This window comes from Pseudomonas sp. NFX71, from assembly GCF_048079215.1.
Taxonomy (GTDB): Bacteria; Pseudomonadota; Gammaproteobacteria; order Pseudomonadales; family Pseudomonadaceae; genus Aquipseudomonas; species Aquipseudomonas fluorescens_B.
The window spans coordinates 6452756-6477662 of the sequence record NZ_CP182230.1 but is presented as its reverse complement, the minus strand read 5'-3'; the positions used below and the strand labels follow the sequence as shown (position 1 = coordinate 6477662).

Sequence of the window (24907 nt, the reverse complement as noted above, 5' to 3'; positions counted from 1 at the left end):
GGAAATACCGATGAGACCTTTCTGGCTGGAACAGGCGCTGGCGGCCGAGTCCTGCGCGCCGTGCGAACCCTTGGTGGGCGATACCCGCGCCGATGTGTGCATCGTCGGCGGTGGCTACACCGGGTTGTGGACCGCGATCATGCTCAAGGAGCAGAACCCGGAACTGGATGTGTTGCTGATCGAGGCGGACATCTGCGGTGCCGGCGCCAGTGGACGCAACGGCGGTTGTGCACTGTCGTGGTCGGCCAAGTATTTCACCCTGGAAAGGTTGTTCGGCGTCGAAGAGGCGGTACGTCTGGTCAAGGAGTCCGAGCGCAGCATTTACGCGATTGGCACCTTCTGCGAACAGTACGGCGTGGACGCCGATTACCGCCTCGACGGCACGCTCTACACGGCGACCAACCGCGCTCAATGCGGTTCGACCGACGCGGTGATCGCAGCGCTCGAACGCAACGGCATCAACTCCTTCACTCAGCGGCCGGTCGCGGATGTACAACGCATGGCCGGGTCGAGCAAACACCTGGAAGGCTGGTTTTCTCCGGCCGCCGCGAGCGTGCAGCCAGGCAAGCTCGTGCGCGGTTTGCGCCGGGTTGCGTTGCAGTCGGGTGTGAGGATTCATGAAAACACTGCGATGATCGGGCTGGAGGAGGGCAAGCCGGCAGGCATTCAAACAAAGAACGGCACTGTCCGCGCGGACCGGGTCGTGCTGGCGATGAACGCGTGGATGGCCCGCGCGTTCCCGCAGTTCGAACGCAGCGTGGCGATTGTCTCCAGTGACATGCTGATCACCGAGCCGCGGCCGGATCTGCTCAACGAAATCGGTTTGACCAGCGGTGTCACGGTGCTCGATTCGCGAATTTTCGTGCACTACTACCACAACACCCCGGACGGCCGGATCATGCTTGGCAAGGGCGGCAACACGTTCGCCTACGGTGGGCGAATGCTGCCGGTGTTCGATCAGCCGTCGCCCTATGCCGGTGTGTTGAAGCACAGCCTGAGCGAATTCTTTCCGGCGTTTGCCGAGGTCAAGGTCGAGGCCACCTGGAACGGCCCTTCGGATCGCTCGGTCACAGGGCTGCCGTTCTTCGGTCAGATGAGTGCCCACGGCAATGTGTTTTACGGTTTTGGTTATTCCGGCAGCGGAGTCGGACCGTGCCATATGGGCGGGCAGATTCTCGCTTCGATGGTCCAGGGGCTGGACAACGCCTGGACCCGTTCACCGCTGGTCAACGGTCCTTTGGGCTTTTTTCCGCCGGAGCCGATTCGCTACCTGGGCTCGCTGATGGTGCGCAACGCCATCCGCCGCAAGGAGCGCGCCGAGGATCACGGGCACCGGCCAAGGCATCTGGACGTACGCCTGGCGAAATTCGCGGCGGCAGCCGGCAAGGCAGACAAGGGCTGATCAGGTTTTGCGGTTGACCAGCCAGTCAAGCAGCAGGCGGTCATCGCCCCTGGGGTGCGGGACGGGGCGAGGCGGGCTGTTTGCGGTGGCGTACAGCACGGGGCGGTCCGGATCACCGTCGAGAAAACTGATGAGCACCTCGGTTCCGGCGACCGGCAGCCTGGACGGATCGATCCGGCCATCCGGCGCAACGACGACCATGGGCAGCCAGAATCCGCTGGACTCGTCCTCCTTGGTCTGCGGGGTTGGCCATAACCTGACCTTTATCCGGCCTTGATCATCCAGCTCCGCTGGCTGGCCGACTGGGCCCAGCACCCGGGCCGTCTGGAAACCCGGAATGGTGGGTCTGGCCTGTGTGAGCGCGGGCCGGAATACCGTTGACCATGGAATGGCGGTGAACTGATTGCTGTAACGCCGCACCCTGTCGGTTGCGTTGCGCTCAAGAATCGACGGCTGCCGGCCCTGATGCCGGATTTCGGTCAGCAGCCATTGATCGTTGAAGTTCGGCAGCGGATGTTCCGACACTTGTACGATTCGTCCGCTGCGCAATGCGCTCTGGTTGCTTTGGCCCTGCATCCGCCCATGCCGGCAGCGCAGGCGTTCCAGTGTCCGGCGGCTGAGCTGGTCGCGTTCGAGCGTATGTGGGGCGAGGGGCGCGGTGAGGGGGGGCGAGGTGTGGCACTGGAACAATTCACTGATCACCGGCACGTTCACAGTAGGAGACGCATCGCCGTGAAAAGGCAGGAGCAACGGTTCTTGAGGGAAACTCAGGCTGTCGTCCGCCAGCACCAGCACGTGACCGTCCCGCTGATGTTCGAAGTGATAGTGGATGCCTTCTTCTTCGCAGAGTCGTTGCAGGAAGGCCAGGTCCGTCTCATCGAACTGAATGCACAAGGGCCTGGCGGGATAGCGCCCGTTCGGCAGTTCAAAGCGGTAGCTGTCTTCAGGCAGGCCGTTTTCTTCGAGTAACTGGCGCAGGATGGCGGGCACATCGAGTTGATGAAATACCCGGCGGCAACGCTGCCGGTCGAGGTTTTGCAACCAGGGCACCAACGCCAGCCTGTAGCCGACCCGGTGCAGGTCGCGATGTTCGCGGGTGGCGCAGTGGATGATGCCGTGAATGCCCTGGCCCTCTGCCAGGCTGAAGAACACCGGTTGTTGCAGCAGGCGATCCAGGCTCATGGCCGGCGCCAGGCCGATCACTTCGATGTCGAATCGGTAAGGCTGGTTGAGGGCTTCAAGGCCATGGAACTGCAACGCCTGCAAACTCAAGTTATCGTTCAGCAGTGTCAGGGTGAAGGGACTTTCCTTGTCGTTGTGCATTCGAACGCGCTTCTGCCAGGGAGTACGGGCGCAGAGGGTACGAAACCGTGGCCCTTTGTAGTCACCGCAAATCGAATTTTCAGAATCGCCCTACAACCAGCGGTGAAGATGTCGATTCGACGAGATGGAATTTTTGGTCGATTGCCAACTTTAGGCCGTATAAACTTGCACAAAGCGTCGGCCAATAGATGTCTCGGCGCCACAGATAAGAGAGTGAGTAATGGGCGCACAGTGGAAGGTTAAACACAAAGAAGCGGCAGCCAACGCCAAGGGCAAGATCTTCGGCAAACTGGTGAAGGAAATCACCATCGCTGCGCGCAACGGTGCCGATACCGCCACCAACGCACACCTGCGTCTGGTGGTCGAGCAGGCGAAAAAGGCTTCGATGCCCCGCGAAACCCTGGAACGTGCGATCAAGAAAGGCTCCGGCCAGCTCGGCGAAACCGTGCAATACCATCGCGTGACGTATGAAGGGTTCGCTCCGCATCAGGTGCCGCTGATCGTTGAGTGCGTGACTGACAATATCAACCGCACCGTCGCGGAAATCCGCGTCGCGTTCCGCAAGGGGCAATTGGGCGCATCCGGTTCCGTGGCCTGGGATTTCGACCATGTGGGCATGATCGAGGCGTCCCCGGACAGCCCGGATGCCGATCCGGAAATGGCTGCCATCGAAGCCGGCGCTCAGGATTTCGAGCCTGCCGACGACGGCGCAACCTTGTTCATCACCGAAGCGACCGACCTGGATTCGGTACAGAAAGCCTTGCCCGAGCAGGGTTTCACCGTGTTGTCGGCGAAGCTGGGTTACAAGCCGAAGAACCCGGTCAGCGGCTTGAGCGACGAGCAGATGGCTGAAGTTGAAGCTTTCCTGGAAGGCCTGGATAACCACGATGACGTGCAGGACATGTTTGTCGGGTTGGCCGGTTAAACCACATCGCTGAGATCTAAGTGTGGCGAGGGAGCTTGCTCCCGCTGGACGGCGAAGCCGTCCCAAAAGCGGCGGCTGCTGCGCAACCGAGCGGGAGCAAGCTCCCTCTCCACAGGTTTTGTATTACCTTCAGTTCAACCTGGCCAGCTCCCGCACAATCTCGCTGAACCCCGGCCGCGCCAGCACATCCGGCTGACTGCAACGCTGCTGCAAATCTTCCAGCCGCTCATGCACCTCATCGCTCAACCCCGAATCGATCCGCTCCAGCAATTCCCCCAACAGCACCCCAAACGCACGCACCTCGATCCGTTGCAATGCACGGCTTTCAAGGCTGTCCTCCGTCGAATGGAAAGACGCTGCGCCAAAGTCCCCTAACAGGCAATCACCCTGTTCGTTCCACATAATGTTGTGGCCATAGAGGTCGCCGTGGGTGATGCCCTGACGGTGCAGATGCTCGGCCACCGACGCGATGCCGCAGGCGATCCGCAGGGCCACGCCAGCGCTGAAGCGGGTGTCGCTGGCGTAGACATCGCGGCTGCAGGACGCCAGGCTCGGCAACCCGGCGAGGTTGCGATAACTCGGTTCGATCAGCTCCATGACCAGCCCGGCCTGCGCCTGCGGGTGATCGATGATCCGTCCTTCGACCCGGATCAGGTTAGGGTGAAGACCGGCGGTCATGCAGGCGTTCATTTCGTGCAGCGGCGAGCCATCGCTGGTCATTTCACCCTTGTAGAGTTTCACCGCGACCGGCGTTGCCTGTTTCCACAACGCCTGATGAATGACCCCGGAGGCGCCTTCTCCCAATTGTTGTTCCAGACTGAGCTGCGACCAGGGAATCGTCGGCGTGGCCTCGAGCACGGCCGCATCCGCCTCTGTTTCCAACGGATTACCGGCGTAAGCCAGCCAGGTCAGGCTTGGCAGGGTCAGCAGCCATTCGGGCAGTTCGGTCAACTGGTTGGCGGCGATGCGGGTCAGCTCGAGGCGATGGCAATTGCTCAGGCTCTCGGGCAAGCGCTGCAATCGATTGCCGGCCAGCATCAGCTTTTGCAGGTGCGGACGTTCACCCAGTTCGGCGGGCAGTTCGCTGATGCGGTTGTCCGTGAGGATCAGCCAGCGCAACAGCGGTGGCAGCGCAGCGCCCGGTACGGTTTCGATGCGGTTGGACTTGAACCCGAGCATGGTCAGCGCGGCGCACTGGCCAAGGCAGGCGGGCAATTCGCTGAAATGGTTGCGGTCGCAGAACAACACACGCAAACGGGTCAGACGGTGAAAGTCGTCCGGCAGGGCGCTCAAGGCGTTGCCACTGAGGTTGAGCACCTCGAGCGAGTCCGCGAGGTCGAGGATTTCCCTGGGGAATTCCGTCAGGCCGGCGGCCAGGTCCAGGCGAGTGGAGCCAGCCAGCAGGCCGGCGCGCAGTTGCGCAAGGGTATCCATGAACAGATTCGCTATTGATCGAAGGTAGGGCGCGGGGGCCTGAAAAAGGGCGACATGATAGCGGTAAAGATGCGGTGACGGTCAGGAACTCTGCGCGAGCAAGCCCTGTGGTCAGACCGGTTCCCTGACCTCCACCAACTGCCCCAGCCGGCTGCGGGTGCGTGCCAGATCAATGGCATCGCCGCCCAGGTTCTCGCGCAACGACCGCTGGCCCAGCAGGATCAAATGCTTGTCCTGGTCATACAAAACGTCCACCAGATTGATGAAGCGCTGCTGCGCGGCGATCGGGCAGTCGGCGAGGTTGGGCAGCCCGTCGATGATCCAGTGATCGAAACGGCGGCACAGTTCCAGGTAATCCATGACCGCGGTGGGGTGGTCGCACAGGTCGGCGAAGGTGAATCCGATGGTGCGTCCTTCGCAATACCGGGCTGGAAGATGTCGAGCCCCGACGGGCAGAGCAATGGCCGGCGCGTCGGGTTCGGGCAGGTTGAACGCCTGACGCTGTGCCACGGTGGCCGGCCAAATGTAGTGGCCTTGGGTAAACAGCTGCTGGGCGTGATGTCTCGCCTGACTGCGGTAATCGTGAGGGCCGCCGACTTCCATCACTTGCATGCGGGCGTTGATCAAGTCGATCACCGGTTTGAAACGCGCATGGTAGAGCGGGTTGGGCAGCAAGCCTTCGGGTGGGTAATTCGACGTGACCAACAGCAGGATGCCGCGGCGGAACAGGGCCTTGAACAACCGCGTAATGAGCATTGCATCGCCGATGTCATGGACGTGAAACTCGTCGAAGCACAGGACCCGGCAATCGCTCAGCAGCTCGTCCAGCGTGGTCGCCAGCGCATCAGGGTGGTCGCGATGACTGAACATGCCCTGGTGCAGGCGGGCGAAAAACTCATGAAAGTGCAGGCGCTGTTTTTCCGCGATGGGCAGGGCCTGGAAAAAACCGTCGAGCAACCAGCTCTTTCCGCGACCGACGGCGCCATGCAGGTAAAGCCCCGGCAATGGTTTCGATGAAGTACCAAGCAGCACCGCGGCGTGCTGCGCCATGCAGTCGATCACGCGCTGTTGGCTGTGGCTGAGTGTGTAACCCTGGGAATGAGCCTTGTGGCGAAAGTAGTCGTGGACGGCGCGTCCCGTCGCGCAATGACTGGCGGAGGCGGTCGATGCCTTGCCGAAGAGGCGGCGCAGCGCAGGCCAGCGTGGTGTGAATCGCGAACGGTCAGGCGGTCGAACGGCCACTGATATCACCCCGTTATCGTCAGGCAGGCTCACCGAGCTGCGGCGGCGTAGTGTAACCAATACGGGAAATTGGCTGCCAGTTGTGTAGACAAGTGCGGGGTGCAAAACGGGGGGCTGGCGGTGAAGTTTGTTTCTTGGCGCGGACCTGTAGGAGCGGGCAAGTCGAATCGTCGCACCGCCGCTCCCACAGGGTTTTGCATTGTTTTACTGACAGTGCCGCGTCAGTTGCCTACCGCTCGATACTGCGATTCCACCGCGCATTCCACGCCGGGCGCTGTTCGTTGACCTGATCCCAGTCGATGGCAATCGCCGTTGTCAGGTACTGCTTCATCGCCTCGACCTGGCCGCGCGTCTTGTCGGTGGTCGGGGTATTCGGGTTGGACGGGATCTGATCGCCATCTTCAAGCGCAGCGGCTTGCGCCTCGGGCGTCAGCAGAAACGCGGCGAGTTTCTGCGCCAGTTCCGGCTGGGTGTTGTTGGCGATGGCGCATTCGGCAACGTTGAGCACCACCGCGCCTTCCTTCGGTTGCGCGTACTCGATCGGCATGCCTTTGAGTTTCAGCGCCGTGACTTGCGTCGGTGTCAGCGGGAACAGCGCCGCTTCGTCGGTCTGGAGCATTTCGGAAATCTTCGCCGAGCTCGGAATGTATTCCAGCACGTTGCGCCCGACAGTGTTCGGCCACGCCTTGAAGCCGGGTTCGACGTCGGTTTCGCTGCCACCCTGAATCCGGTTGAACATCAGGAAACCGTGCAGGCCGAAGGTTGACGAGGCCATCGACTGGAACACCAGTTTGTCCTTGAAACGCGGGTCGGCCATGTCCATCCACGAGGTCGGCGCGGCCCAGCCTTTTTCCTTGAACAATCGCGTGTTGTACGCCAGCCCCGTGACACCGAGGCTGACCGCCACGGCCTGGTCCTTGATACGGCCCTTGGCCGGAATCTGCGCCAGGGTCGGGCTGTCCTCGAGTTTGTCGCACAGGCCCATGGCGATGGCGCGGTACATGATGCCGTCGTCGAGGAACATCACGTGCATCTGCGGGTTGCCTTTGCTGGCCTGGACCTTGGCCAGGATATCGGCGGAGGTGCCGGGCACAATCACCACTTTGACGTTGTTGGCTTTCTCGAACACCGGCAGCACCTTGTCGGCGTAGAGCCGCTCCATGGTCCCGCCGTTCATGCCGAGGTAAAGCGTCGGCTCGGCCTGGGCCTGGGTGACCGTGAGCAAGGCGCCCAAGCAGGACATACCGAGCAGTGCAGTGCGTTTGACGTTATTCATTGGCGCGACCTTCCTCTATCAAGCAACGGAGATGGAGTGAAACCGGGTGATGGAAAACGCATCCAGCGACGTGGTTGAAGCGCCGCTGCAGATGATCTCGGTGAGCGCCTGGCCCACCGCAGGACCGATCTGGAAACCTGCGCCGGCAAAGCCGAACGCGTGCAACAGACCGGGTTGAGTGCCACTGTGGCCGATCACCGGCTGGCGGTCGGGCAGGTAACCTTCGGTGCCGCTCCAGGTACGAATCGCCTGGGCGCCTTCAAGAAACGGGTAGAGCTCGACCGCCTGGCGCAGGATCTCGATCACCGCGTGTTGACCGGGGCGGGCGCGGGCGTCGTCGAGGGCAAAGCCCTGACCGCCGCCCAACACACAATTGCCGCGCGCGACCTGGCGCGCATAGATGCCGCCGCCCTCGACACCGGTGCTGGCGTTCATCACCCACGGCAGCGGCTCGGTGACCAGCATCGCCGGGTGCCCGGCGTGCATCGGCACGGCTTCGCCGAATTGCTCGGCCAGTTTTCCCGCCCACGCGCCGGCGCAGTTCAACACCCAGGGGGCCCGCAGTTCGAGACCGTTTTGAGTGCTGATGCGAAAGCGCTGGCCGTCGTGCTCCACCGCGCCCACCGCGCATTGTTCATGGACCTGCGCGCCGTGGCGCCGTGCTGCACGGGCAAACGCTGGCGATACCAGGCGCGGGTTGGCGTGACCGTCATCCGGACAAAACGAGGCACCGACCGCCACCTCGCCGACCCACGGAAAGCGCGCGCGCAATTCACTGCGATCGAACACCTGCAAATCGAGGCCAAAGCCCTGACTGCTGGCGGCATAGTCCTGCAACGCGCGCAGGTCATCGAGGCTGCGCGCCAGTTTCAAGTGGCCGCTGCGCTGGTACTCGCCGTCGATGCCGATCAACTGCGGCAACCGGCTCCAGATCTCGTGGGCACGTTGCGACAGCGGCAGTTGCGACAGCGGTCGGCCCTGGCGGCGCACGCCACCGTAGTTCACGCCGCTGGAATGCGAGCCGCAAAAATCCCGTTCCAGCAGCACCACGCGACGGCACGCCTGGCTCAGGAAAAGCGCAGCGGAAGCCCCGACAATGCCGCCGCCAATGATGACTGCATCGACTTCGATCATGGTTCGATCTCCAGACCAAACGGCAACGGTTTGATCGGCGCCTGCGCTCGCAGTCGACCGATCCCGGACACCGCCCGCTGACTTTCGCAGGCGATGATTTCCGCCGCCGCGGCACCACACATCCGACCCTGGCAGCGGCCCATGCCGACCCGGCAATGGGCCTTGACCCGATTGATTTCCCAATGGCCTTCGCGCACCACTTCGCGGATGTCCCCGGCGCGCACTTCTTCGCAGCGACAGATCATTACGTCGTCAGCGGTATCGGCCGCCCAGTTTTCGGGGAATACGAAAGCGCGTTCCAGGCCATGACGGAAGGTATCGATCCGTCCAAGTGCCTGCTCCAATTGCCTGCCACGCTGCGGCGCGATCGGGTAGTCGTTGTCTTCGAGCAAGGCGAGGGCGGCGCGTTCGCCGGCCATTTCCGCCGCGTCGGCGCCCATGATGCCGGCGCCGTCACCGGCCAGGTAAACCTCGGCGACACTGCTGCGACCGGTGTTGTCGCGTTGCGGCAGCCAGGCGCGGTTGAGCGGGTTCCAGGCGAATGCGCAGCCGAGCAGATCCGCCAGTTGGGTTTCGCTGCGCAGGCCGTGGGCGAAGGCCACGGCATCACAGTCCAGCGAATGCTCGCCGCTTGAGTTGGACCAGCTCAGCGACTGCACCCGTTGTTCGCCGTTGATGCGTTTCAGGGTTGCACCCTGATGCACCGGGATGCCGTGGGCGGTCAACCAGCTGCGGTAATAGATGCCTTTGGCCAATGTGCCCGGTTGCGACAGCAGGACGGGCAGGGCACGGGCCTGAGCGCTGAACGGCGAGCTGTCGAGTACCGCAACCACTTTGGCGCCGGCCTTGGCATATTGATACGCCACCAGATACAGCAACGGCCCGCTGCCGGCGAACACCACCCGTTCACCGATGGCGCAGCCCTGGAATTTCAGGGCGATCTGCGCGGCGCCGAGGCTATAGACACCCTGCAGCGTCCAGCCCTGTACCGGCAAAACCCGGTCGGTGGCGCCGGTGGCGACGATCACCCGAGAGAATTCCAGGCGTGCCGCGCAGCCCTCGTGCAAGGTGTCGAGTGCACCGTCTTCGGCGTTCCACACCAGGGTGTCGGGACGGTAATCGAGCTGGTCGCGCAACTCATCAATGGTTTGATGCAACGCCTGCGCCTTGCGGGCTTCGAAGCCATACAGCTTGACCGCCGAACGTTTGAAATTCGCCGGCTGACGCCGATAAATCTGCCCGCCGCCGCGTGCGGCTTCGTCCAGCAGAATCGGGCGTATGCCATGCGCAACCAAAGTCTGCGCCGCGCGAATCCCGGCCGGCCCGGCACCGATGATCACCACGGACTTCATACCCACCCCCCTTGAGCCGACCACCGCTGAAACCCTGTGGGCGCCAGCCTGCTGGTGATGGCGGTGGCACATTCAAAAATGGGGGAGGCTGATACTCCGTCATCGCCAGCAGGCTGGCTCCCACAAGGGATTGGGGAGAGGCAGTTGAAAGGTGGGTTCATAGGGCACGCCCCGGTTCGCGGCTGATGTGCTGGCCGGCTTCGAGCAACGTCGAACACGCGCGCACCCGCCGACCATCGCCCAGCCGAACCCAGCAGTCCTGGCACGCCCCCATCAAGCAAAACCCGGCGCGAGGCTCGGCGCTGAAATCGCTGCCGCGCAAATGCTCGCTGCACGTCAGCACCGCGGTCAGCACGGTGTCGCCGAGCAGCCCGCTGGCCGGTTGGCCGTCGAGGGTAAAGTCCAGGGCCGGGCGGTCGCCTTCGGCCAGTCGTTTCAGCAGAGCCATGGCGCCCTCATTGTTTACCCACCAGAACCCGATCCAGGCCGTACACCCGGTCGAGCAGAATCATCGTCGCCGCGGTCAGCGCAATCACCAGGGCCGATACCGCCGCCATCATCGGATCGATGGATTCGGTGGCGTACACGTACATGCGCACCGGCAAGGTTTGCGTGGCTGGCGAAGTGACGAAGATCGACAGCGTGACTTCGTCGAAACTGTTGATGAACGCCAGCAGCCAGCCACCGGCGACCCCCGGCAAAATCATCGGTAAGGTGATCTGGCGGAACAGCGTGAAGCGCCCGGCACCCAGCGATTGCGCGGCGTGTTCGGCGCTGCGATCCAGGCCGATGGCCGACGCCAGCACCAGACGCAACACATACGGTGTGATCACCAGCACGTGAGCAAAGATCAGCCAGGCGAAGCTGCCGTTGACGCCCATCAGCGCGAACAGACGCAGCAGGGCAACCCCCAGCACCAGGTGCGGAATGATGATCGGCGACAGGAACAGGCCGTTGAAAAAGTCCCGGCCGGGGAACTCGAAGCGAGTGATCGCCAACGCTGCCGGCACTGCAATCAACGTCGCCAGACTGGCGGCGCTGAACGCCAGGATCAGGCTGTTGTAAAACGAATCGACAAAGTCGGCGCGCTCGAACACCGCACGGAACCAGCGCAAGGAAAACTCAGTGGTCGGCAGGCTCAATGTGTTTTCCGGGGTGAACGCGACGAGGCACACCACCACCAGCGGCGCCAACATGAACACGACCACCAGGGTATGGAACAGCAGGGCGAAAGGACCGTTCTTGGACATGACGAGTTATCCCAATGACTTCTTGTAGCGGCCTTCGATCATCCGGTTCCACGACAGCATGATCAGCAGGTTGAGCAACAGCAGCGCGACGGCGATGGCCGCGCCCATCGGCCAGTTGAGTTCCGACAGGTACTGGTCGTAGATCAGCGTGGCGACCATCTTGATGCGGCGCCCGCCGAGCAGGCCGGGAATGGCGAAGGAGCTGGCGGCGAGGCCGAACACGATCAATGTGCCGGAGAGCACACCGGGCATGATCTGCGGCAGCACCACTTTGCGCATCACCGTGAGATGGCTGGCGCCCAGGGACAACGCCGCTTGTTCGGCGGCGGGGTCGAGTTTCTGCAGCGAGGTCCAGACCGGAATGATCATGAACGGCAGCATGACGTGGACCAGCGCGATCACTACCGCGAACGGTGTGTAGAGCAGCTTTACCGGTGAGCCACCGAAGGCTTGCAGGGTCTGGTTGACCAGGCCGTCGGCGCCGAGCAACAGGCTCCAGCCGAAGGCGCGCACCACCACCGAAATCAGCAACGGCGTGAGGATCAGAATCAGGAAAATCGAGCGCCAGGGCGCGCCCATGCGGCTGAGGATGTAGGCCTCGGGCACGCCGATCACCACGCACAGCAAGGTGGTCAGGGCGCTGATCCAGAACGTGCGCAGGAAAATTTCGTAGAAGTACGGGTCACCCAGCAGGCTGCTGTAATGGTCGACGGTGTAGGCGTTACCGTTGATGCCCGAGCTGTAGTCGAAGACGTTGAACGACAACACCAGCGTCAGCAGCAGCGGGATCACCAGCAGGCAGACGTACAACGCCAGCGCCGGTGCCGACAACAGGTAACCCTGGCGTCCCTGGCGAAGGGCGACGAGCGTGCTCATGCCGACACCTCGTCGACACTCAGCACCCGCAGGAGCGCCGCGTCCCAGTCCAGGCCGACGGCCGTGCCTTCGTTCATCGGCGCCGAGCCATCGTTGCGGCGCACCACGCAGAGCTCGCCCAGGGTCGTTGATACGCCGTAGAGCCATTGGCTGCCGAGGAAGAAGCGGCTGACGATCTGGCCTTGCAGACGGCCGTGATCTTTTTCCCGCAGATCGATTTTTTCCGGGCGCAGGCTGAGGGTCAGTTCACCGCCGCTGCGCACCTGAACCACACCCGCACTGTCACGCTCGCCGGGCAGCAGATTGGCCTTGCCGACGAAGCCGGAAATGAATTCGGTGCGCGGGTGTTCGTAAAGGGTGTAGGGCGCATCGATCTGGGTAATGCGCCCGGCCTGCATCACCACCACGCGGTCGCTGATGGACAGCGCTTCGGACTGGTCGTGGGTGACCATCAACGTGGTGATTCCGACTTCGCGCTGGATGCGGCGGATCTCGAACTGCATCTCTTCGCGCAGGTTGGCGTCGAGGTTGGACAGCGGCTCGTCCAGCAACAGCACCGGCGGCTCGATCACCAGCGCTCGGGCCAGGGCAACACGCTGGCGCTGACCACCGGACAATTCTCGAGGGTAACGCTCGGCGTGCTGGTCCAGACGCACCAGTTTCAGCACCCGGTCCACACGCTGCTGCAACTCGCCGTTGGGCACCTTGCGCATGCGCAGGCCGAAGGCGACGTTGTCTTTGACGGTCATGTGCGGGAACAGTGCGTAGCTCTGGAACACCACACCCAAACCGCGGCTGGCAGGTTTTGCGTGGGTGATGTCGCGACCGTCGAGCAAAATGCGCCCGCTGGTGACTTCGACGAAGCCGGCGATCATTTGCAGGGTGGTGGTTTTGCCGCAGCCGGAGGGGCCGAGCAGGGAAACGAACTCACCTTTCTCGACCGAGAGGTGGGTGGCGACGACGGCGTCGATCTCACCGTAGCGTTTGCCGAGTCCTTCAAGTTGCACAAAAGCCATAACTGCGCTCCACCTGAGATTGTTATGCGCGGCCTGAGGTCGCGCTTTTTTGTATGGGCAGATACGAAAGGTGTTGCCGGGTGCGTTGGCGCTCGACTTGAGTCGGCTGCCGCTGTTGTTCGAATCGCCCCTGTGGACGCAGATTAGGACGAAGACTAGGATGGGCTCAATGGCCTATTTCACTGAATCGATGGTTATTTTTAGTTTCATTCAGTGAGTAAATTAATCGTCGAGAAATCACATGACTGATTCCACTGAGCGGAATGAAAATAAAAATGAAGTCGGCGTCGGTGCCGTCTCAAGACTGTTTGCCGTGTTGCGCACGTTGGGTGACACCGTCGAGGGCGGCGAGCGTGTGACGCAACTGGCCCAGCGCATCGGTTTGTCGCAACCGACCACGCACCGTCTGCTGCGCAGCCTGATGGACGAGGGCATGGTCGAGCAGGACGTGCGCAGTAAACGCTATCGCCTGAGCCTGGATTTTTTTGCCCTGGCAGCGCGTGCCGGCAACACCGGAAACCTGCGCGAGCTGGTGCGGCCGTCGTTGCTGCGGCTCTCGGCCTCGTTGGGGGATTCGTTGTTTTTGCTGGCGCGCAGCGGGTTTGATGCGATCTGCCTGGACCGCAGTGAAGGGCCGTTTCCGATCCGTACGTTTACCGGCGACATCGGCGGGCGGGTGGCGCTGGGTGTGGGGCAGGGCAGTCTGGCGATCCTGGCATTCCTGCCGGAAGAGGAACGTGACACGGTGATTCATTACAACTTGCCGCGGCTGAAGGATTTTCACCTGTATGACGAGGTGTTCCTGCGCTCGGAAGTCGAGAACGTGCGTGCCCTCGGTTACGCCGGGCGCAACACCGGCGTGTTGCAGGGCATGGCTGGTGTGGCGGTGCCGATTCTTGATCGTGAAGGGCGTGCGGTGGCGGCGTTGAGTGTTGCCACCGTGAGTGATCGGCTCGGGCCGGATCGTTTGCCCACGGTAGTGGACATGCTCAAGCGCGAAGCGGCGCTGATCGGGCCGCGGATCAATCCGTTTGATCCGCTGTTGCGCCGGCCATCTCAAGTCTTCGGGCAGGGTTGAATACGGTTAACAATCCTCCCACAGGGGACGGTGGTGTATTCAGAACTGCACGGTTTGCTTGAGCATTTTCGCCGCAGGCGTGTCTGTCGGGCTGACCATCGCGTAGTTGTAACCGCTCCCCGACCAATACTCGGCCTGTAATTCACCGTCACTGCGACTGCCCCTCGGCAGCAGGAAGTTTCTCGGCCCCGGCGGGCGCACGTAGAAGCTGACTTTGTGCCCGCTGCGATCCTCGTAAACCACCATCGCCGCCGGCCCTTGTTCGGTGCTGAGCAAGCGCCCGCTGACCGGTTTGAACCCTGCGCCGGACAGGTCCGGCAAGCGATGGGCCTGGGTGAAATAACGGTCGAGCCAGCCCTGCATATCACCGTCGTCGCTGACCTTGTAATCGGCCGGCAGCATGCCTTGCTGGGCAAACAGCCGATAAGCCTGCATCGCATCGGCCATCGGTGCCGCAGCGCTGAGGAGGGTCATCTCCCGCGCCTGCCAGCCGCCGATCCCGCCGATGCTCACAGCGATCAGCAACACCGCAGCGCTGGCCAGGTGACGGCGTGATTGGCGCTTGAGGCGTTGGCGAATCAGCGCCGGGTCGAGGTCCGGGTTGGCCGGTTGCTGCAATGCGCCGCTGAGGGCCGCGCGCAGTTGCTGGGCGTCCTGCTGCCAGGCGCGGACCTGTGCAGACATTTCCACGTTACCGGCCAGAAAAGTCTCCACCAGGCGTCGGTCGTCATCATTGAGTTGGTGGTCCACATACGCGTGCAGGTCACGCTCGCTCGGGGGCATGCTGATCATTTGAGTCTCCGCAGAGAAGGGCGGGTGATTTCGCCGTCGCTGAGTTGGCGCAAGGCCTGGCGGGCGCGGGACAGGCGCGACATCACGGTGCCGACGGGAACGTCGAGAATCTCGGCGACCTCCTTGTAACTCAGGCCTTCGACCGATACCCAGAGCAACAAGGCGCGCTGTTCGGAGTTGAGCTGATCGAAGGCTTGCAAGGTCGATTGGGCGATCACGGTGCGTTCTACCGACGGTTGGGAATCGTCCCGTCCGGTAAAGAATTCGAGCATCCGCGCATAACGCCGAGCGCGGCGGTGAGCGTCGAGAAACTGCCGATAGAGAATCGAAAACAGCCAGGCCCGCAAGTCGCCCTCGGGACGCTTTTCGCTCCAGCTCGACAGCGCCCGCTCAAGGCACGACTGCACCAGATCGTCGGCGCTGCTGGGGTTGCGCGTCAACGACACGGCAAACCGGCGCAATCTGGGAATGATTTCACTCAGTTGTTCGTCGATATCGTTCATCACATTCTGACTAGTCACTACGCTGGACTAGGGAGACGCCCGGGACTCGAGGTTATTCCACGCTCGAAAAAATAAATACCGCGCGATGGAATAAACCCGCATGGCGTTCGTCTGCTTGATCCTTCTCACTTGTGGCCCATGGCCCTGGAGTCTTTCATGGTAGATCGCTCATCACCGCCCACCCGGCCACCGTTGAGTGCCGCGAGCCTGACGTTGCGCCTGGCCGGCATTGCCGTGGTGATCGCTGTCGTGGCCGGGGCTTTTGCCTACGTCAACGGCACCTTTGACCCACAGCGCCTGACGCCGAAAAAACTGATCAACGTGTTGGAAACCAACAATGGCGTGCACCCGGGGTTCCGGCGTAATCACTCCAAAGGGGTATGCGTGATCGGGCACTTCGAGAGCAGCGGTGAAGCGCGCAGTTATTCCAGCGCTCAGGTGTTCAATGACGCGCGGACTCCGGTTGTGGGGCGTTTCGCGTTGCCGGCCGGCAATCCTTACGCACCGGACAACAGCGTGCCGATCCGCAGTCTCGCACTGCGTTTCACCCAGGCCAACGGCCAGCAGTGGCGTACCGGGATGAACAGCATGCCGGTGTTCCCGGTGGGCACGCCTGAAGCGTTTTACCAATTGCAGCAGGCCCAGTCGCCAGACCCGGCCACCGGCAAACCGAACCCGGCAGCGGTGCCGGCGTTCTTCGGTGCACACCCGGAAGCCGCCCCGTTCCTGGCCTGGATCAAAACCGCCAAGCCATCCGCCAGTTACGTCACGGAAACCTATAACAGTGTCAATGCGTTTTACCTGGTCAACGCCGCCGGGCAACGGCAAGCGGTGCGCTGGAGCATGGTGCCGGTGGCACAGGACGCAGCAGGTGCTACGGCCCCAGAGGGCGGTGACTTCCTCGAGAAAGACCTGGTTCAGCGGATCGCCGCAGGACCGTTGCGTTGGAAGCTCCAGATCACACTGGCCGACCCCGCTGATCCGGTGAACGACGCCAGCAAAACCTGGCCTGAAGGTCGCAAAGTGGTGAACGCTGGCACGCTGGTGCTCGAAAGCACCCAGCCGCAACTCAATGGCGAATGCCGGGACATCAACTATGACCCGCTGGTCTTGCCATCCGGTATCGAAGGTTCCGACGACCCGTTGCTCGCCGCTCGTTCTGCCGGTTACGCCAGTTCCTACTTGCGCCGCACCAGTGAAGTCAGCCAACTGCCCGCCGCTAAACAGGAGGCTCAACAATGAGCGCCCAACCGAACCACTTCGCGCCACTGGCGCGACTGCTGCACTGGCTGATGGCGTTGATGATCATTGCCATGCTGTTCATCGGCGCGGGCATGGTCGCTTCTGTATCAGAGCGTCATGAATGGCTGATCCATCTGCACAAACCGCTGGGCATTGCGATTCTGCTGCTGGTGATCGTGCGCCTCGGCGTGCGCTTTTCTACCCGACAGCCACCGCTTCCTGCGGACTTGCCCGGCTGGCAGGCGCTGGCGGCCAAGGCCTCGCATGTCTTGCTGTACGCCTTGATGTTTATCCTGCCGCTGCTCGGCTGGGCAATGATTTCGGCGGCGGGCGACCCGGTGATGCTCAGCAGTTCGCTGCAGTTGCCCTCGATCGTGCCGGCGAATGCGCAGCTGTTTGCGTTCCTGCGCAAGGCGCACGGGTATCTGGCGTATCTGCTGTTTCTGACCGTGCTGCTGCATCTGGCGGCGGCGTTGTTTCATGGTTGGGTGCGGCGTGATGAGGTGCTGGACAGCATGTTGCGGGGCAAGGATCGCACCTGATTTGATCTGCCGAAATCCATTGTGGCGAGGGGATTCATCCCCGTTGGGCTGCGAAGCAGCCCCAATGCGGTTTGTCAGATAAACCGCAGTGGATGAAATTACGACTGCTTCGCAGCCGAACGGGGATGAATCCCCTCGCCACAGGTTTCGTGTGCTTTCGTGGGCAGCGTCCGCCACCAATAGACCAATGCCACGGCGTTGATACCTGCCCCCAGCAGGCAAACGCCGAGCCACCCGCCCCACGCATACATCGCCGTCGAACCGATCGAACCCAACGCGCTGCCAATCGAATAGAACAGCATGTAACCCGCGGTAAGACGGCTTTGGGCTTCGGGGCGCACGCTGTAGATCATGCTTTGGCTGGTCACGTGCACGGCTTGCAAGCCAAGATCCAGGGTAATCACACCCAGCAGCAAGGCCCACAAGGAGGATTGGGTCAGGGCGATCGGCAACCAGGAAACCAGCATCAATAACAGTGACAACCCGCTGGTCCATTGACCCAAACCGCGATCGGCCAGATGCCCGGCACGTGCAGCCGCCAATGCACCGGCAGCACCGGCCAGTCCGAACAATCCGATTTGCGTGTGGGACAACGACAGCGGCGGGGCGCTCAGCGGCAACACCATGGGTGTCCACAGCACCATGGCGCTGGCGAAGGTCAGCAACGCGAGAACCGCCCGTTGACGCAGCACCGGTTCTTCCTTGAACAATGTGAACACCGAACCGAGCAACGTCGCATAAGAACTGGCGGGTTGCGTGTTCTCGTGTTTCGGCAGTACGCGAAACAGCAGCAACGCCATCACAAGCGTCAACCCCGCCGACAACAGATAAATCGACCGCCACCCTGCCAGATCAGCCATCCCACCCGCGACTGTCCGGGCCAGCAGAATGCCAACAACAATGCCGCTGGTGACCACGCCGACCACGCGCCCGCGCTGCGCCGGGATGGCCAATGTCGCGGCGTAGGCCACCAACACTTGTGTCACCACCGCCAGTAACCCGGTCAACGTCATCCCGATCAACAACCAGGTACTGTTCGACGCGAGGGCGATCATCAACAAGGTCAGCGCCGACAGCAGGGTTTGCGTGACGATCAAACGTCGACGGTTCAGCAGATCGCCAAGCGGCACCAGCAACAACAATCCGACGCCGTAACCTACCTGGGTGAGCGTGACGACGATGCCGATGGTGGCCGGGTCCATGGCAAATACCTCGGCCATGGCATCGAGCAAGGGCTGCGCGTAATACACGTTACTGACGGCCAGGCCGCAGGCTACGGCGAACAGCAGTACAACGCCAGTGCTGAGTGTTGTTTGAGTGGGCTTCATGCCGGGCTCCCAATGTGGTTTCAAAATAAAACCAGTTGTACGGTAAGTAAACTGGTTTTATATTGCAACCACGTTTGTTTTCGAGGGCGCAGTCATGGCCAAACGCACAAGCATGCAAAGCGCCGAATGCCCGGTCGCCCGTTCACTGGATGCCATTGGCGATTGGTGGTCGTTGTTGATCGTGCGCGATGCATTCGACGGCATTCGCCGGTTCGGTGAGTTTCAGCGAAGTCTGGGCATGGCGAAGAATATTCTCTCGGCGCGATTGCGCACGCTGGTGACCCACGGGATTTTCGATCTGGTGCCGGCATCGGACGGCAGCGCCTATCAGGAATATGTGTTGACGGAGAAGGGCAAAGGGTTGTTTCCGCTGATCATTGGTTTGCGGCAGTGGGGCGAGGCGTTCTTTTATGAGGACGGGGAGGCGCACTCGCGGGTGGTTGACCGGGATAATGGTCGACCTGTCCGGGCACTGGAGTTGCGCGCCGAGGATGGGCGCTTGTTGGGACCTGAGGATTGCGTGCGGGTCGCGGCAGAGTAAACACCAAAAGATCGCAGGTTTCGCCCACTCCTACATTGAACCGTGTAGGAGCTGGCGAAGCCTGCGATCTTTAGATCTTGGTTAGCGCAGGGTGCCAACCATATCCGCAACAGTCGTCAACACATCCTTGCCCAACTGCTTCGACCGCTTGCCCGACCAGCCCGTCAGCGGGTTCGGTGCGTCATCGTTGTCCTTGAACGGCATTTCCAGGGTCAGCGACAGGCAGTCGAATTTCTCGCCAATGCTGTTGCACGCCAGCGTCATGTTGGCTTTGCCCGGCTCGTCGCAGGTGTAGCCGTGTTTGGTCTGGAAGTCTTTGGTCAAATGTTTCAAGTGATCGCGAAAGTGAGTTTCCAGCTTTTCGATCCGCGGCGTGTAGCCAGGGTTGCCTTCGCAACCGGCGGTGAACACATAAGGGATTTCTTCATCACCGTGGATGTCGAGGAACAGGTCGACACCATATTTTTCCATCTGCTGCTGAACGAACAGGACTTCCGGGCTGACTTCCTGGCTGGCGCTCTGCCAGGCGCGGTTGAGGTCCTGGCCCATTGCGTTGGTGCGCAGGTGACCGTGGAAGGCGCCATCCGGGTTCATGTTTGGCACCAGGTACAAATCGGCGCTGGCCAGCAGTGTGTTCAGGACCGGATCGTCGTGCCTTTCCAGGCGTTCGATCACACCTTCCATGAACCATTCGGCCATGTGCTCGCCGGGGTGTTGCTGGGCAATCATCCAGACCTTGCGCTGGCCTTCGGCACCGGTGCCTTTGCGCAGCAACTGAATGTCACGCCCTTCAACGCTTTTGCCGGTGGCCAGCAGTTCGGTGCCGGCCTTGGTCAGCGCCTGCTCGATCAACCAGTCATGGCGGCCACGGCTGTAGGGTTCGAAGTAGGCAAACCAGGCGTGGGTCGCCGTGGCTTCGAGGCTGAAACGCAGGCAGTCGCCTTCGAAAATGGTCGGCACCCGGAACCAGTTGACGTGATCATAGGACGCCACCGCCTGATAACCATCCCAGGCTTTGTTGTATGAGGATTTGCTGGCATTGCTCAGACGAAACCAGTGCTCCTGACCGACGTGCAACCCGCTGGCCTTGAAGTGAAACCACTGGAAATGCTGGCTGCGGGTGTCAGGCTTGATGGCCAGCAACGCTTGCAACGGATTGCTGATATCCAGCACTTCAATATTGCCGCTGTCGAAGTTTGCACTGATGCTGAAAGAGGATTTAGCCACGGTCATAGTCGATTCCTGAATATGATTTTTATGGCTGCTACTTTACACGCTGGGAAGGGAAAAACCGGGGGAAATTGCGGGGTGTAGCGGGGGGCGTCCTCCTTGACGCAGACGCAGCTTAGAGACTGCGCGATTGATTCTCAAGTGCTATTTTTCGCGAGTTTGGGCCAATGTTGCCGGGCTTCTCTTGCCAACAGATATTCTTTTGATATTATCCGCGCCATCGAATTTGCAGCACATAAAGACTTCATTAGCCTGAAGGTCAAGCCAGAATAACTGGCAAAAAAAAAGACCCGGCAAAAAGCCGGGTCAAAAACCGTGATTAGCCTGATGAGGAGATAGTCCAGGAGACCGACCTAAGGTCACTTGGACAATCGACTGATCTCGCGATCAGCTGCATGCAATAATAATCATTCTCGTTTGCAAGTCAAATGATTTTATCTGCGCGATTGGAAAATTCTTTTCGCGCCCTCGAATTACTCCTCCTTTCTTATGCGTGATGATCCTCGTCCAGGGACCGATCCAGCAGCGCCTTGGCCATATCGATCATATGCACCGTCGAAAATGCCAGGGCCCGGTGGACACCGTGCAGACTATTCGCCGATTCGGATGCCGTGGCCGCGGCGCAGCACAGCAGATCTGAAGCACGCACCAGCGCTTCCTCGCTGCTGACGTTGCGGTTCACCTCAAAAAAGCGCTCTTCTTCCACCTCCTCGGACACAGCTGGTTTCAAGTAATAATCCAGTGCCCGTTGTGCGGCAGCCGAGCCTTTTGGCGAGGTGAGGGAGGTGTCGATTTGCAGATCGGGCAGGTCGTTGCTGGGGATAGTCATGGCGATGGCAAGCTCCGTGATAGATTCAGATCCGTGATCCAATCCTAGTACGAAGTGTATTTGTGACGAGAATTTAAATACTACAATTTGTGTTTTGATGGGGAGAGGCGCCCACGTATCGTGCCGCACATGGATAAATGGATTGAATTGGTCAAGGCCAAGATGAGTGAACTCAACGTCACTCAAGAGATACTCGCCGAGCGCCTCGGAATGTCCCAGGGCGGCATAGGCCATTGGCTGAACAAACGCCGCCAGCCGGGCATCGATGACATGAACCGGGTATTACACGCGCTGGGCATGGAATTTCTCGAAGTGGCGCTGGTTATCCGCGAGCCGGACACGTCGAAGGAGGACAGCCAGGATCTGGTGCGAAAGTACAACCCGTACTTCCGCTACCCGGTCAGTGACTGGCGAGAATCCTGCGAGGTGCGCGACGGCGAGCCGACGGTGTACGACAAGGCGCGATTCGAGCTGACCGATTACCACGCTCAGGGCGCGGCGTTCTGGTTGAGGGTGACGGGCGATGCGATGACCGCACCGACTGGCGTCAGTATCGCCGAGGGCATGATGATCCTGGTGGACCCGGCCATTGTGCCGGAGCCCGGAAAACTGGTGATTGCCCAATGGCCGGACAGCACCGAGGCGACCTTTCGCAAGCTGATCGAAGAGGGCGGGCAGCGTTACCTGGTCCCGCTCAATCCGACATATCCGAAAGCCCTTTTCACTGAAGCCTGCCGAATCATCGGCGTAGTGGTTCAGGCAACGGCCAGGTTCTGATCAGATCGGTCCTCGGGAGGCGTAGGACCGATCTCCATTTCAGGCTTCTTCCAGCTCGACCAACGCACTGCCTTCGCTGACCATTTCGCCTTCCTGGCAATACAACGCCTTGATCACCCCGGCGTGTGGCGCACGAATGCTGTGTTCCATCTTCATCGCTTCCAGCACCACCAGTTGCGCCCCGGCTTCGACCGTTTGCCCGGCCTCCACCAGCACCCGCACGATGCTGCCGTTCATGGGGGCGGTCAGTCCGCCGTGATGGCTGTGACTGGCTTCGACGGCGCTGATCGGGTCGTAGGCCTCGATGCGGCGCAATTCACCTTCCCATTGCAGATACACAATGCCGTCCCGGCGGATTGCCCGATGCTGGCGGCGCACGCCGTTGCGTTCGGTGAGCAGTTGCTCGCCCTTGAGTTGCGCGCTTTGGGCATTGCGGTCATCCAGCGTCAATGCGCGGTCCTGACCTTCACAACTCAGGTGCAAGGTGATTTCGGTCGGCAGGCCGGACCGAAAACCGTTGCTGTTGGCCCAAGGCGAACTCAGGTCATCGACGCGCGGTGAACGAGGCTGGCTCTGGGCGAACGCCTGCGCCGCGGCTTGCCAGAATTCATCGCTGAGTTCCGAGGGCTCCGGCAGCAGTTGCTCCTGATAACGCGGAATGAACCCGGTATCCAGTTCGGCCGCCGCAAACGCCGGATGACCCACGATTCGACGCAGGAAGTTGATGTTGGTCTTGAGCCCACCAATCGCGAACTCATCGAGCATGCTCAACAAGCGCAGGCGTGCCTGCTCACGATCCTCACCCCAGGCAATCAGCTTGCCCAGCATCGGGTCGTAGAACGGCGAAATCTCATCGCCTTCTTCAACACCGCTGTCGACTCGACGCCCCGGACCTTCAGCCGACTCTCGATACAACTCCAGACGCCCGGTGGCGGGCAGGAAATCATTGCCCGGATCTTCGGCATACAGCCGCACTTCAATCGCATGCCCGATCAACGGCACCTGATCCTGGGTCATCGGCAGCGCTTCACCGCGCGCCACGCGAATCTGCCAAGCCACCAGATCGAGGCCGGTGATGGCTTCGGTAACCGGGTGCTCGACTTGCAGGCGTGTGTTCATCTCCATGAAGAAGAACTCACCGCGCGCATCCAGCAAGAATTCCACGGTGCCGGCACCGACATAACCGATGGCCTGCGCCGAACGCACAGCGGCTTCGCCCATGGCGCGACGCAGTTCCGGGCTGAGGCCTGGCGCGGGGGCTTCTTCGACGACTTTCTGGTGCCGACGCTGAATCGAGCAATCCCGTTCGTTGAGGTACAGGCAGTTGCCATGTTGGTCGGCGAAAATCTGGATTTCCACGTGGCGGGGTTTCAGCAGGTATTTTTCGACCAGCATCCGCGAATCGCCGAACGAGGATTGCGCCTCACGCTGGGCCGAGGCCAGGGCTTCGGCCAGTTGGCTGACATCCTCGACCACTTTCATGCCTTTGCCGCCACCGCCCGCCGTTGCCTTGAGCAGCACCGGGTAGCCGATGCGTCCGCAGGCGTCGCGGAAGGTATCGAGGTCTTGAGCTTCGCCGTGATAACCCGGCACCAATGGCACGCCAGCGGTTTCCATCAAGGCCTTGGCGGCGGACTTGCTGCCCATCGCATCGATGGCTGAGGCGGGCGGGCCGAGGAAAATCAGGCCCGCTGCTTCGATCGCACGGGCGAACCCGGCGTTCTCGGACAGAAAGCCATAGCCCGGATGAATGGCCTGAGCGCCGCTGGCCTTGGCGGCAGCGATCAGTTTGTCGATTTGCAGGTAACTGTCGGCGGCCTTGCTGCCGCCGAGGTCGACGCGGATATCCGCTTCGCGGCTATGCCGGGCTTCACGGTCGGTGGCGCTGTGCACGGCGACGGTGGTCAGGCCCAACGCCTTGGCGGTGCGCATCACCCGACAAGCGATTTCGCCACGGTTGGCCACCAGCAGAGAGGTGATAACAGGTGCGCTCATCAACGCGGCTCCTTGGGGGTGGTTTCGGCCTGCCAGCTCGGCGGACGCTTTTGCAGGAAGGCCCGCAGACCTTCCTGGCCTTCGGGGCTGACGCGGATTCGCGCGATGGCATTTTCGGTGTAGCGGCGCAGCGCCGGCGTCAGCGCGCCGTTGCCGACTTCACGCAGCAAGTCTTTGCTGACGCGCATGGCCGCGGGGCTGTTGAGCAGCAGATTGTCGATCCACTGATCGACTTTCTGTTCCAGCTCATTGATCGGATAGCTCTCCGACAACAAACCGATTTCCCGCGCCCGCTGCCCGCCGAAGCGCTCGGCAGTCAGCGCATAACGGCGTGCCGCGCGTTCGCCGATGGCTTGCACCACGAATGGGCTGATCACCGCCGGCGCCAGGCCGATGCGTACTTCCGACAGGCAGAATTGCGCGTCGTCGGCGCCGATCGCCATGTCGCAGCAACTGATCAGGCCCAGCGCGCCGCCGAACGCCGCACCTTGCACCACGGCCAGGGTCGGGACTTTCAGCTTGGCCAGGTTGTACATCAACTCCGCCAGTTCCCGCGCGTCGTCGAGATTGGTGTGGTAATCGAGCTCGGCCGATTGCTGCATCCAGGCCAGGTCGGCGCCAGCGCTGAAATGCTTGCCGCGTCCACGCACCAGCAAGAACCGCAGGCTGGCATCGCCCGAGACCTTGTCCAGGGCGAGGATCAGTTCGCGGATCATTTCAGCGTTGAACGCGTTGTTCTTTTCTTCGCGGCTCAGCCACAGGGTGGCGAAACCCCGCGGGTCGGTCTGCAGCTCGAGGGTGTTGAAGTCGCTCATGAGGT

24 protein-coding genes are annotated in these 24907 nt (G+C 61.5%); 7 read left to right on the top strand and 17 right to left on the bottom strand.

The genetic code is table 11. From position 1 onward, the window contains the following. The first annotated feature begins 4 nt into the window (after positions 1 to 4). The gene (locus ACM1ZW_RS30170) at positions 5 to 1402 is read left to right on the top strand and encodes an FAD-dependent oxidoreductase (protein ID WP_416740861.1); all 1398 of its coding nucleotides are present in this window, start codon (positions 5 to 7) and stop codon (positions 1400 to 1402) included. Here the strand turns inward: ACM1ZW_RS30170 and ACM1ZW_RS30165 are convergent, their stop codons facing one another. After that, the gene (locus ACM1ZW_RS30165) at positions 1403 to 2725 is read right to left on the bottom strand and encodes a type VI secretion system Vgr family protein (protein ID WP_416739924.1); all 1323 of its coding nucleotides are present in this window, start codon (positions 2723 to 2725) and stop codon (positions 1403 to 1405) included. A gap of 220 nt (positions 2726 to 2945) precedes the next feature. Here ACM1ZW_RS30165 and ACM1ZW_RS30160 point away from each other — a divergent pair, with 220 nt between their 5' ends. Then, positions 2946 to 3650 carry a YebC/PmpR family DNA-binding transcriptional regulator gene (locus ACM1ZW_RS30160; protein WP_008029612.1) on the top strand — a complete coding sequence of 235 codons (705 nt, stop codon included), beginning with the start codon at positions 2946 to 2948 and terminating at the stop codon, positions 3648 to 3650. A 129-nt stretch (positions 3651 to 3779) separates the two neighbouring features. Here the strand turns inward: ACM1ZW_RS30160 and ACM1ZW_RS30155 are convergent, their stop codons facing one another. The 9 genes from ACM1ZW_RS30155 to ACM1ZW_RS30115 all read right to left on the bottom strand — a co-directional run bounded on the left by ACM1ZW_RS30155 (position 3780) and on the right by ACM1ZW_RS30115 (position 13230). Then, positions 3780 to 5084 carry a protein kinase gene (locus ACM1ZW_RS30155; RefSeq protein WP_414880114.1) on the bottom strand — a complete coding sequence of 435 codons (1305 nt, stop codon included), beginning with the start codon at positions 5082 to 5084 and terminating at the stop codon, positions 3780 to 3782. Positions 5085 to 5195: 111 nt separating this feature from the next. After that, positions 5196 to 6326 (bottom strand): cell division protein ZapE, encoded by a 1131-nt coding sequence (zapE, locus tag ACM1ZW_RS30150; protein WP_017339846.1) that lies wholly within the window; start codon positions 6324 to 6326, stop codon positions 5196 to 5198. 229 nt (positions 6327 to 6555) lie between these two features. Then, positions 6556 to 7602: an ABC transporter substrate-binding protein gene (locus ACM1ZW_RS30145; RefSeq protein ID WP_017339845.1), complete on the bottom strand. Its 1047-nt coding sequence runs from the start codon at positions 7600 to 7602 to the stop codon at positions 6556 to 6558. Positions 7603 to 7620: 18 nt separating this feature from the next. After that, positions 7621 to 8736, bottom strand: a complete 1116-nt coding sequence (locus ACM1ZW_RS30140) for an NAD(P)/FAD-dependent oxidoreductase (RefSeq protein WP_416739923.1) — start codon at positions 8734 to 8736, stop codon at positions 7621 to 7623. Further along, positions 8733 to 10088, bottom strand: a complete 1356-nt coding sequence (locus ACM1ZW_RS30135) for an FAD-dependent oxidoreductase (protein WP_416739922.1) — start codon at positions 10086 to 10088, stop codon at positions 8733 to 8735. The genes ACM1ZW_RS30140 and ACM1ZW_RS30135 overlap by 4 nt, the downstream gene beginning before the upstream one ends. A gap of 157 nt (positions 10089 to 10245) precedes the next feature. Continuing rightward, the gene (locus ACM1ZW_RS30130) at positions 10246 to 10536 is read right to left on the bottom strand and encodes a (2Fe-2S)-binding protein (RefSeq protein WP_017339842.1); all 291 of its coding nucleotides are present in this window, start codon (positions 10534 to 10536) and stop codon (positions 10246 to 10248) included. A 7-nt stretch (positions 10537 to 10543) separates the two neighbouring features. Further along, entirely contained in the window at positions 10544 to 11338 is a 795-nt protein-coding gene (locus ACM1ZW_RS30125) for an ABC transporter permease (protein ID WP_414880111.1), read from the bottom strand. Positions 11339 to 11344: 6 nt separating this feature from the next. Next, complete coding sequence (locus ACM1ZW_RS30120) at positions 11345 to 12214, bottom strand: ABC transporter permease (protein ID WP_017339840.1); 870 nt, start codon at positions 12212 to 12214, stop codon at positions 11345 to 11347. Then, positions 12211 to 13230, bottom strand: coding sequence for an ABC transporter ATP-binding protein (locus tag ACM1ZW_RS30115; RefSeq protein ID WP_416739921.1), 1020 nt, complete (start codon positions 13228 to 13230; stop codon positions 12211 to 12213). Before ACM1ZW_RS30115 ends, ACM1ZW_RS30120 begins: the two co-directional genes overlap by 4 nt. Positions 13231 to 13471: 241 nt before the next feature. Here ACM1ZW_RS30115 and ACM1ZW_RS30110 point away from each other — a divergent pair, with 241 nt between their 5' ends. Then, on the top strand, positions 13472 to 14308 hold the full coding sequence (locus ACM1ZW_RS30110; RefSeq protein ID WP_414883518.1) for an IclR family transcriptional regulator: 837 nt from the start codon (positions 13472 to 13474) through the stop codon (positions 14306 to 14308). A 39-nt stretch (positions 14309 to 14347) separates the two neighbouring features. Here the strand turns inward: ACM1ZW_RS30110 and ACM1ZW_RS30105 are convergent, their stop codons facing one another. After that, positions 14348 to 15100 (bottom strand): anti-sigma factor family protein, encoded by a 753-nt coding sequence (locus ACM1ZW_RS30105; protein ID WP_017339837.1) that lies wholly within the window; start codon positions 15098 to 15100, stop codon positions 14348 to 14350. Then, positions 15097 to 15603 (bottom strand): RNA polymerase sigma factor, encoded by a 507-nt coding sequence (locus ACM1ZW_RS30100; protein ID WP_416739920.1) that lies wholly within the window; start codon positions 15601 to 15603, stop codon positions 15097 to 15099. Before ACM1ZW_RS30100 ends, ACM1ZW_RS30105 begins: the two co-directional genes overlap by 4 nt. 156 nt (positions 15604 to 15759) lie before the next feature. Between ACM1ZW_RS30100 and ACM1ZW_RS30095 the strand changes: the two genes are divergently transcribed. Then, positions 15760 to 16845: a catalase family peroxidase gene (locus ACM1ZW_RS30095; protein ID WP_414883517.1), complete on the top strand. Its 1086-nt coding sequence runs from the start codon at positions 15760 to 15762 to the stop codon at positions 16843 to 16845. After that, complete coding sequence (locus ACM1ZW_RS30090) at positions 16842 to 17387, top strand: cytochrome b (RefSeq protein WP_017339834.1); 546 nt, start codon at positions 16842 to 16844, stop codon at positions 17385 to 17387. Before ACM1ZW_RS30095 ends, ACM1ZW_RS30090 begins: the two co-directional genes overlap by 4 nt. 98 nt (positions 17388 to 17485) lie before the next feature. Here ACM1ZW_RS30090 and ACM1ZW_RS30085 read toward each other — a convergent pair whose 3' ends face one another. Next, positions 17486 to 18715 carry an MFS transporter gene (locus tag ACM1ZW_RS30085; RefSeq protein ID WP_416739919.1) on the bottom strand — a complete coding sequence of 410 codons (1230 nt, stop codon included), beginning with the start codon at positions 18713 to 18715 and terminating at the stop codon, positions 17486 to 17488. Between the two features lie 94 nt (positions 18716 to 18809). On the opposite strand from ACM1ZW_RS30085, the gene ACM1ZW_RS30080 reads away from it, so the two are divergent. Continuing rightward, positions 18810 to 19256: a winged helix-turn-helix transcriptional regulator gene (locus ACM1ZW_RS30080; protein ID WP_017339832.1), complete on the top strand. Its 447-nt coding sequence runs from the start codon at positions 18810 to 18812 to the stop codon at positions 19254 to 19256. An 81-nt stretch (positions 19257 to 19337) separates the two neighbouring features. Here ACM1ZW_RS30080 and ACM1ZW_RS30075 read toward each other — a convergent pair whose 3' ends face one another. Then, positions 19338 to 20489 (bottom strand): M14-type cytosolic carboxypeptidase, encoded by a 1152-nt coding sequence (locus ACM1ZW_RS30075; protein ID WP_416739918.1) that lies wholly within the window; start codon positions 20487 to 20489, stop codon positions 19338 to 19340. A gap of 484 nt (positions 20490 to 20973) precedes the next feature. Next, on the bottom strand, positions 20974 to 21315 hold the full coding sequence (locus ACM1ZW_RS30070) for a DUF6124 family protein (RefSeq protein ID WP_017339830.1): 342 nt from the start codon (positions 21313 to 21315) through the stop codon (positions 20974 to 20976). A gap of 129 nt (positions 21316 to 21444) precedes the next feature. Between ACM1ZW_RS30070 and ACM1ZW_RS30065 the strand changes: the two genes are divergently transcribed. Further along, entirely contained in the window at positions 21445 to 22092 is a 648-nt protein-coding gene (locus ACM1ZW_RS30065) for a LexA family protein (protein WP_017339829.1), read from the top strand. Between the two features lie 39 nt (positions 22093 to 22131). Here ACM1ZW_RS30065 and ACM1ZW_RS30060 read toward each other — a convergent pair whose 3' ends face one another. Continuing rightward, a complete protein-coding gene (locus ACM1ZW_RS30060) occupies positions 22132 to 24087 on the bottom strand; it encodes an acetyl/propionyl/methylcrotonyl-CoA carboxylase subunit alpha (protein WP_416739917.1) in 1956 nt (651 codons plus the stop codon). Then, positions 24087 to 24902, bottom strand: a complete 816-nt coding sequence (locus ACM1ZW_RS30055) for a gamma-carboxygeranoyl-CoA hydratase (RefSeq protein ID WP_416739916.1) — start codon at positions 24900 to 24902, stop codon at positions 24087 to 24089. Before ACM1ZW_RS30055 ends, ACM1ZW_RS30060 begins: the two co-directional genes overlap by 1 nt. Positions 24903 to 24907: the final 5 nt, after the last annotated feature.

Bases quoted from the DNA above. Each gene is read 5' to 3' on its own strand.
- ACM1ZW_RS30165 (WP_416739924.1), bottom strand. From the start codon at position 2,725: ATGCACAACGACAAGGAAAGTCCCTTCACCCTGACACTGCTGAACGAT.
- ACM1ZW_RS30160 (WP_008029612.1), top strand. From the start codon at position 2,946: ATGGGCGCACAGTGGAAGGTTAAACACAAAGAAGCGGCAGCCAACGCC.
- ACM1ZW_RS30155 (WP_414880114.1), bottom strand. From the start codon at position 5,084: ATGGATACCCTTGCGCAACTGCGCGCCGGCCTGCTGGCTGGCTCCACT.
- ACM1ZW_RS30145 (WP_017339845.1), bottom strand. From the start codon at position 7,602: ATGAATAACGTCAAACGCACTGCACTGCTCGGTATGTCCTGCTTGGGC.
- ACM1ZW_RS30140 (WP_416739923.1), bottom strand. From the start codon at position 8,736: ATGATCGAAGTCGATGCAGTCATCATTGGCGGCGGCATTGTCGGGGCT.
- ACM1ZW_RS30135 (WP_416739922.1), bottom strand. From the start codon at position 10,088: ATGAAGTCCGTGGTGATCATCGGTGCCGGGCCGGCCGGGATTCGCGCG.
- ACM1ZW_RS30130 (WP_017339842.1), bottom strand. From the start codon at position 10,536: ATGGCTCTGCTGAAACGACTGGCCGAAGGCGACCGCCCGGCCCTGGAC.
- ACM1ZW_RS30125 (WP_414880111.1), bottom strand. From the start codon at position 11,338: ATGTCCAAGAACGGTCCTTTCGCCCTGCTGTTCCATACCCTGGTGGTC.
- ACM1ZW_RS30120 (WP_017339840.1), bottom strand. From the start codon at position 12,214: ATGAGCACGCTCGTCGCCCTTCGCCAGGGACGCCAGGGTTACCTGTTG.
- ACM1ZW_RS30115 (WP_416739921.1), bottom strand. From the start codon at position 13,230: ATGGCTTTTGTGCAACTTGAAGGACTCGGCAAACGCTACGGTGAGATC.
- ACM1ZW_RS30110 (WP_414883518.1), top strand. From the start codon at position 13,472: ATGACTGATTCCACTGAGCGGAATGAAAATAAAAATGAAGTCGGCGTC.
- ACM1ZW_RS30105 (WP_017339837.1), bottom strand. From the start codon at position 15,100: ATGATCAGCATGCCCCCGAGCGAGCGTGACCTGCACGCGTATGTGGAC.
- ACM1ZW_RS30100 (WP_416739920.1), bottom strand. From the start codon at position 15,603: ATGAACGATATCGACGAACAACTGAGTGAAATCATTCCCAGATTGCGC.
- ACM1ZW_RS30095 (WP_414883517.1), top strand. From the start codon at position 15,760: ATGGTAGATCGCTCATCACCGCCCACCCGGCCACCGTTGAGTGCCGCG.
- ACM1ZW_RS30090 (WP_017339834.1), top strand. From the start codon at position 16,842: ATGAGCGCCCAACCGAACCACTTCGCGCCACTGGCGCGACTGCTGCAC.
- ACM1ZW_RS30085 (WP_416739919.1), bottom strand. From the start codon at position 18,715: ATGAAGCCCACTCAAACAACACTCAGCACTGGCGTTGTACTGCTGTTC.
- ACM1ZW_RS30080 (WP_017339832.1), top strand. From the start codon at position 18,810: ATGGCCAAACGCACAAGCATGCAAAGCGCCGAATGCCCGGTCGCCCGT.
- ACM1ZW_RS30075 (WP_416739918.1), bottom strand. From the start codon at position 20,489: ATGACCGTGGCTAAATCCTCTTTCAGCATCAGTGCAAACTTCGACAGC.
- ACM1ZW_RS30070 (WP_017339830.1), bottom strand. From the start codon at position 21,315: ATGACTATCCCCAGCAACGACCTGCCCGATCTGCAAATCGACACCTCC.
- ACM1ZW_RS30065 (WP_017339829.1), top strand. From the start codon at position 21,445: ATGGATAAATGGATTGAATTGGTCAAGGCCAAGATGAGTGAACTCAAC.
- ACM1ZW_RS30060 (WP_416739917.1), bottom strand. From the start codon at position 24,087: ATGAGCGCACCTGTTATCACCTCTCTGCTGGTGGCCAACCGTGGCGAA.
- ACM1ZW_RS30055 (WP_416739916.1), bottom strand. From the start codon at position 24,902: ATGAGCGACTTCAACACCCTCGAGCTGCAGACCGACCCGCGGGGTTTC.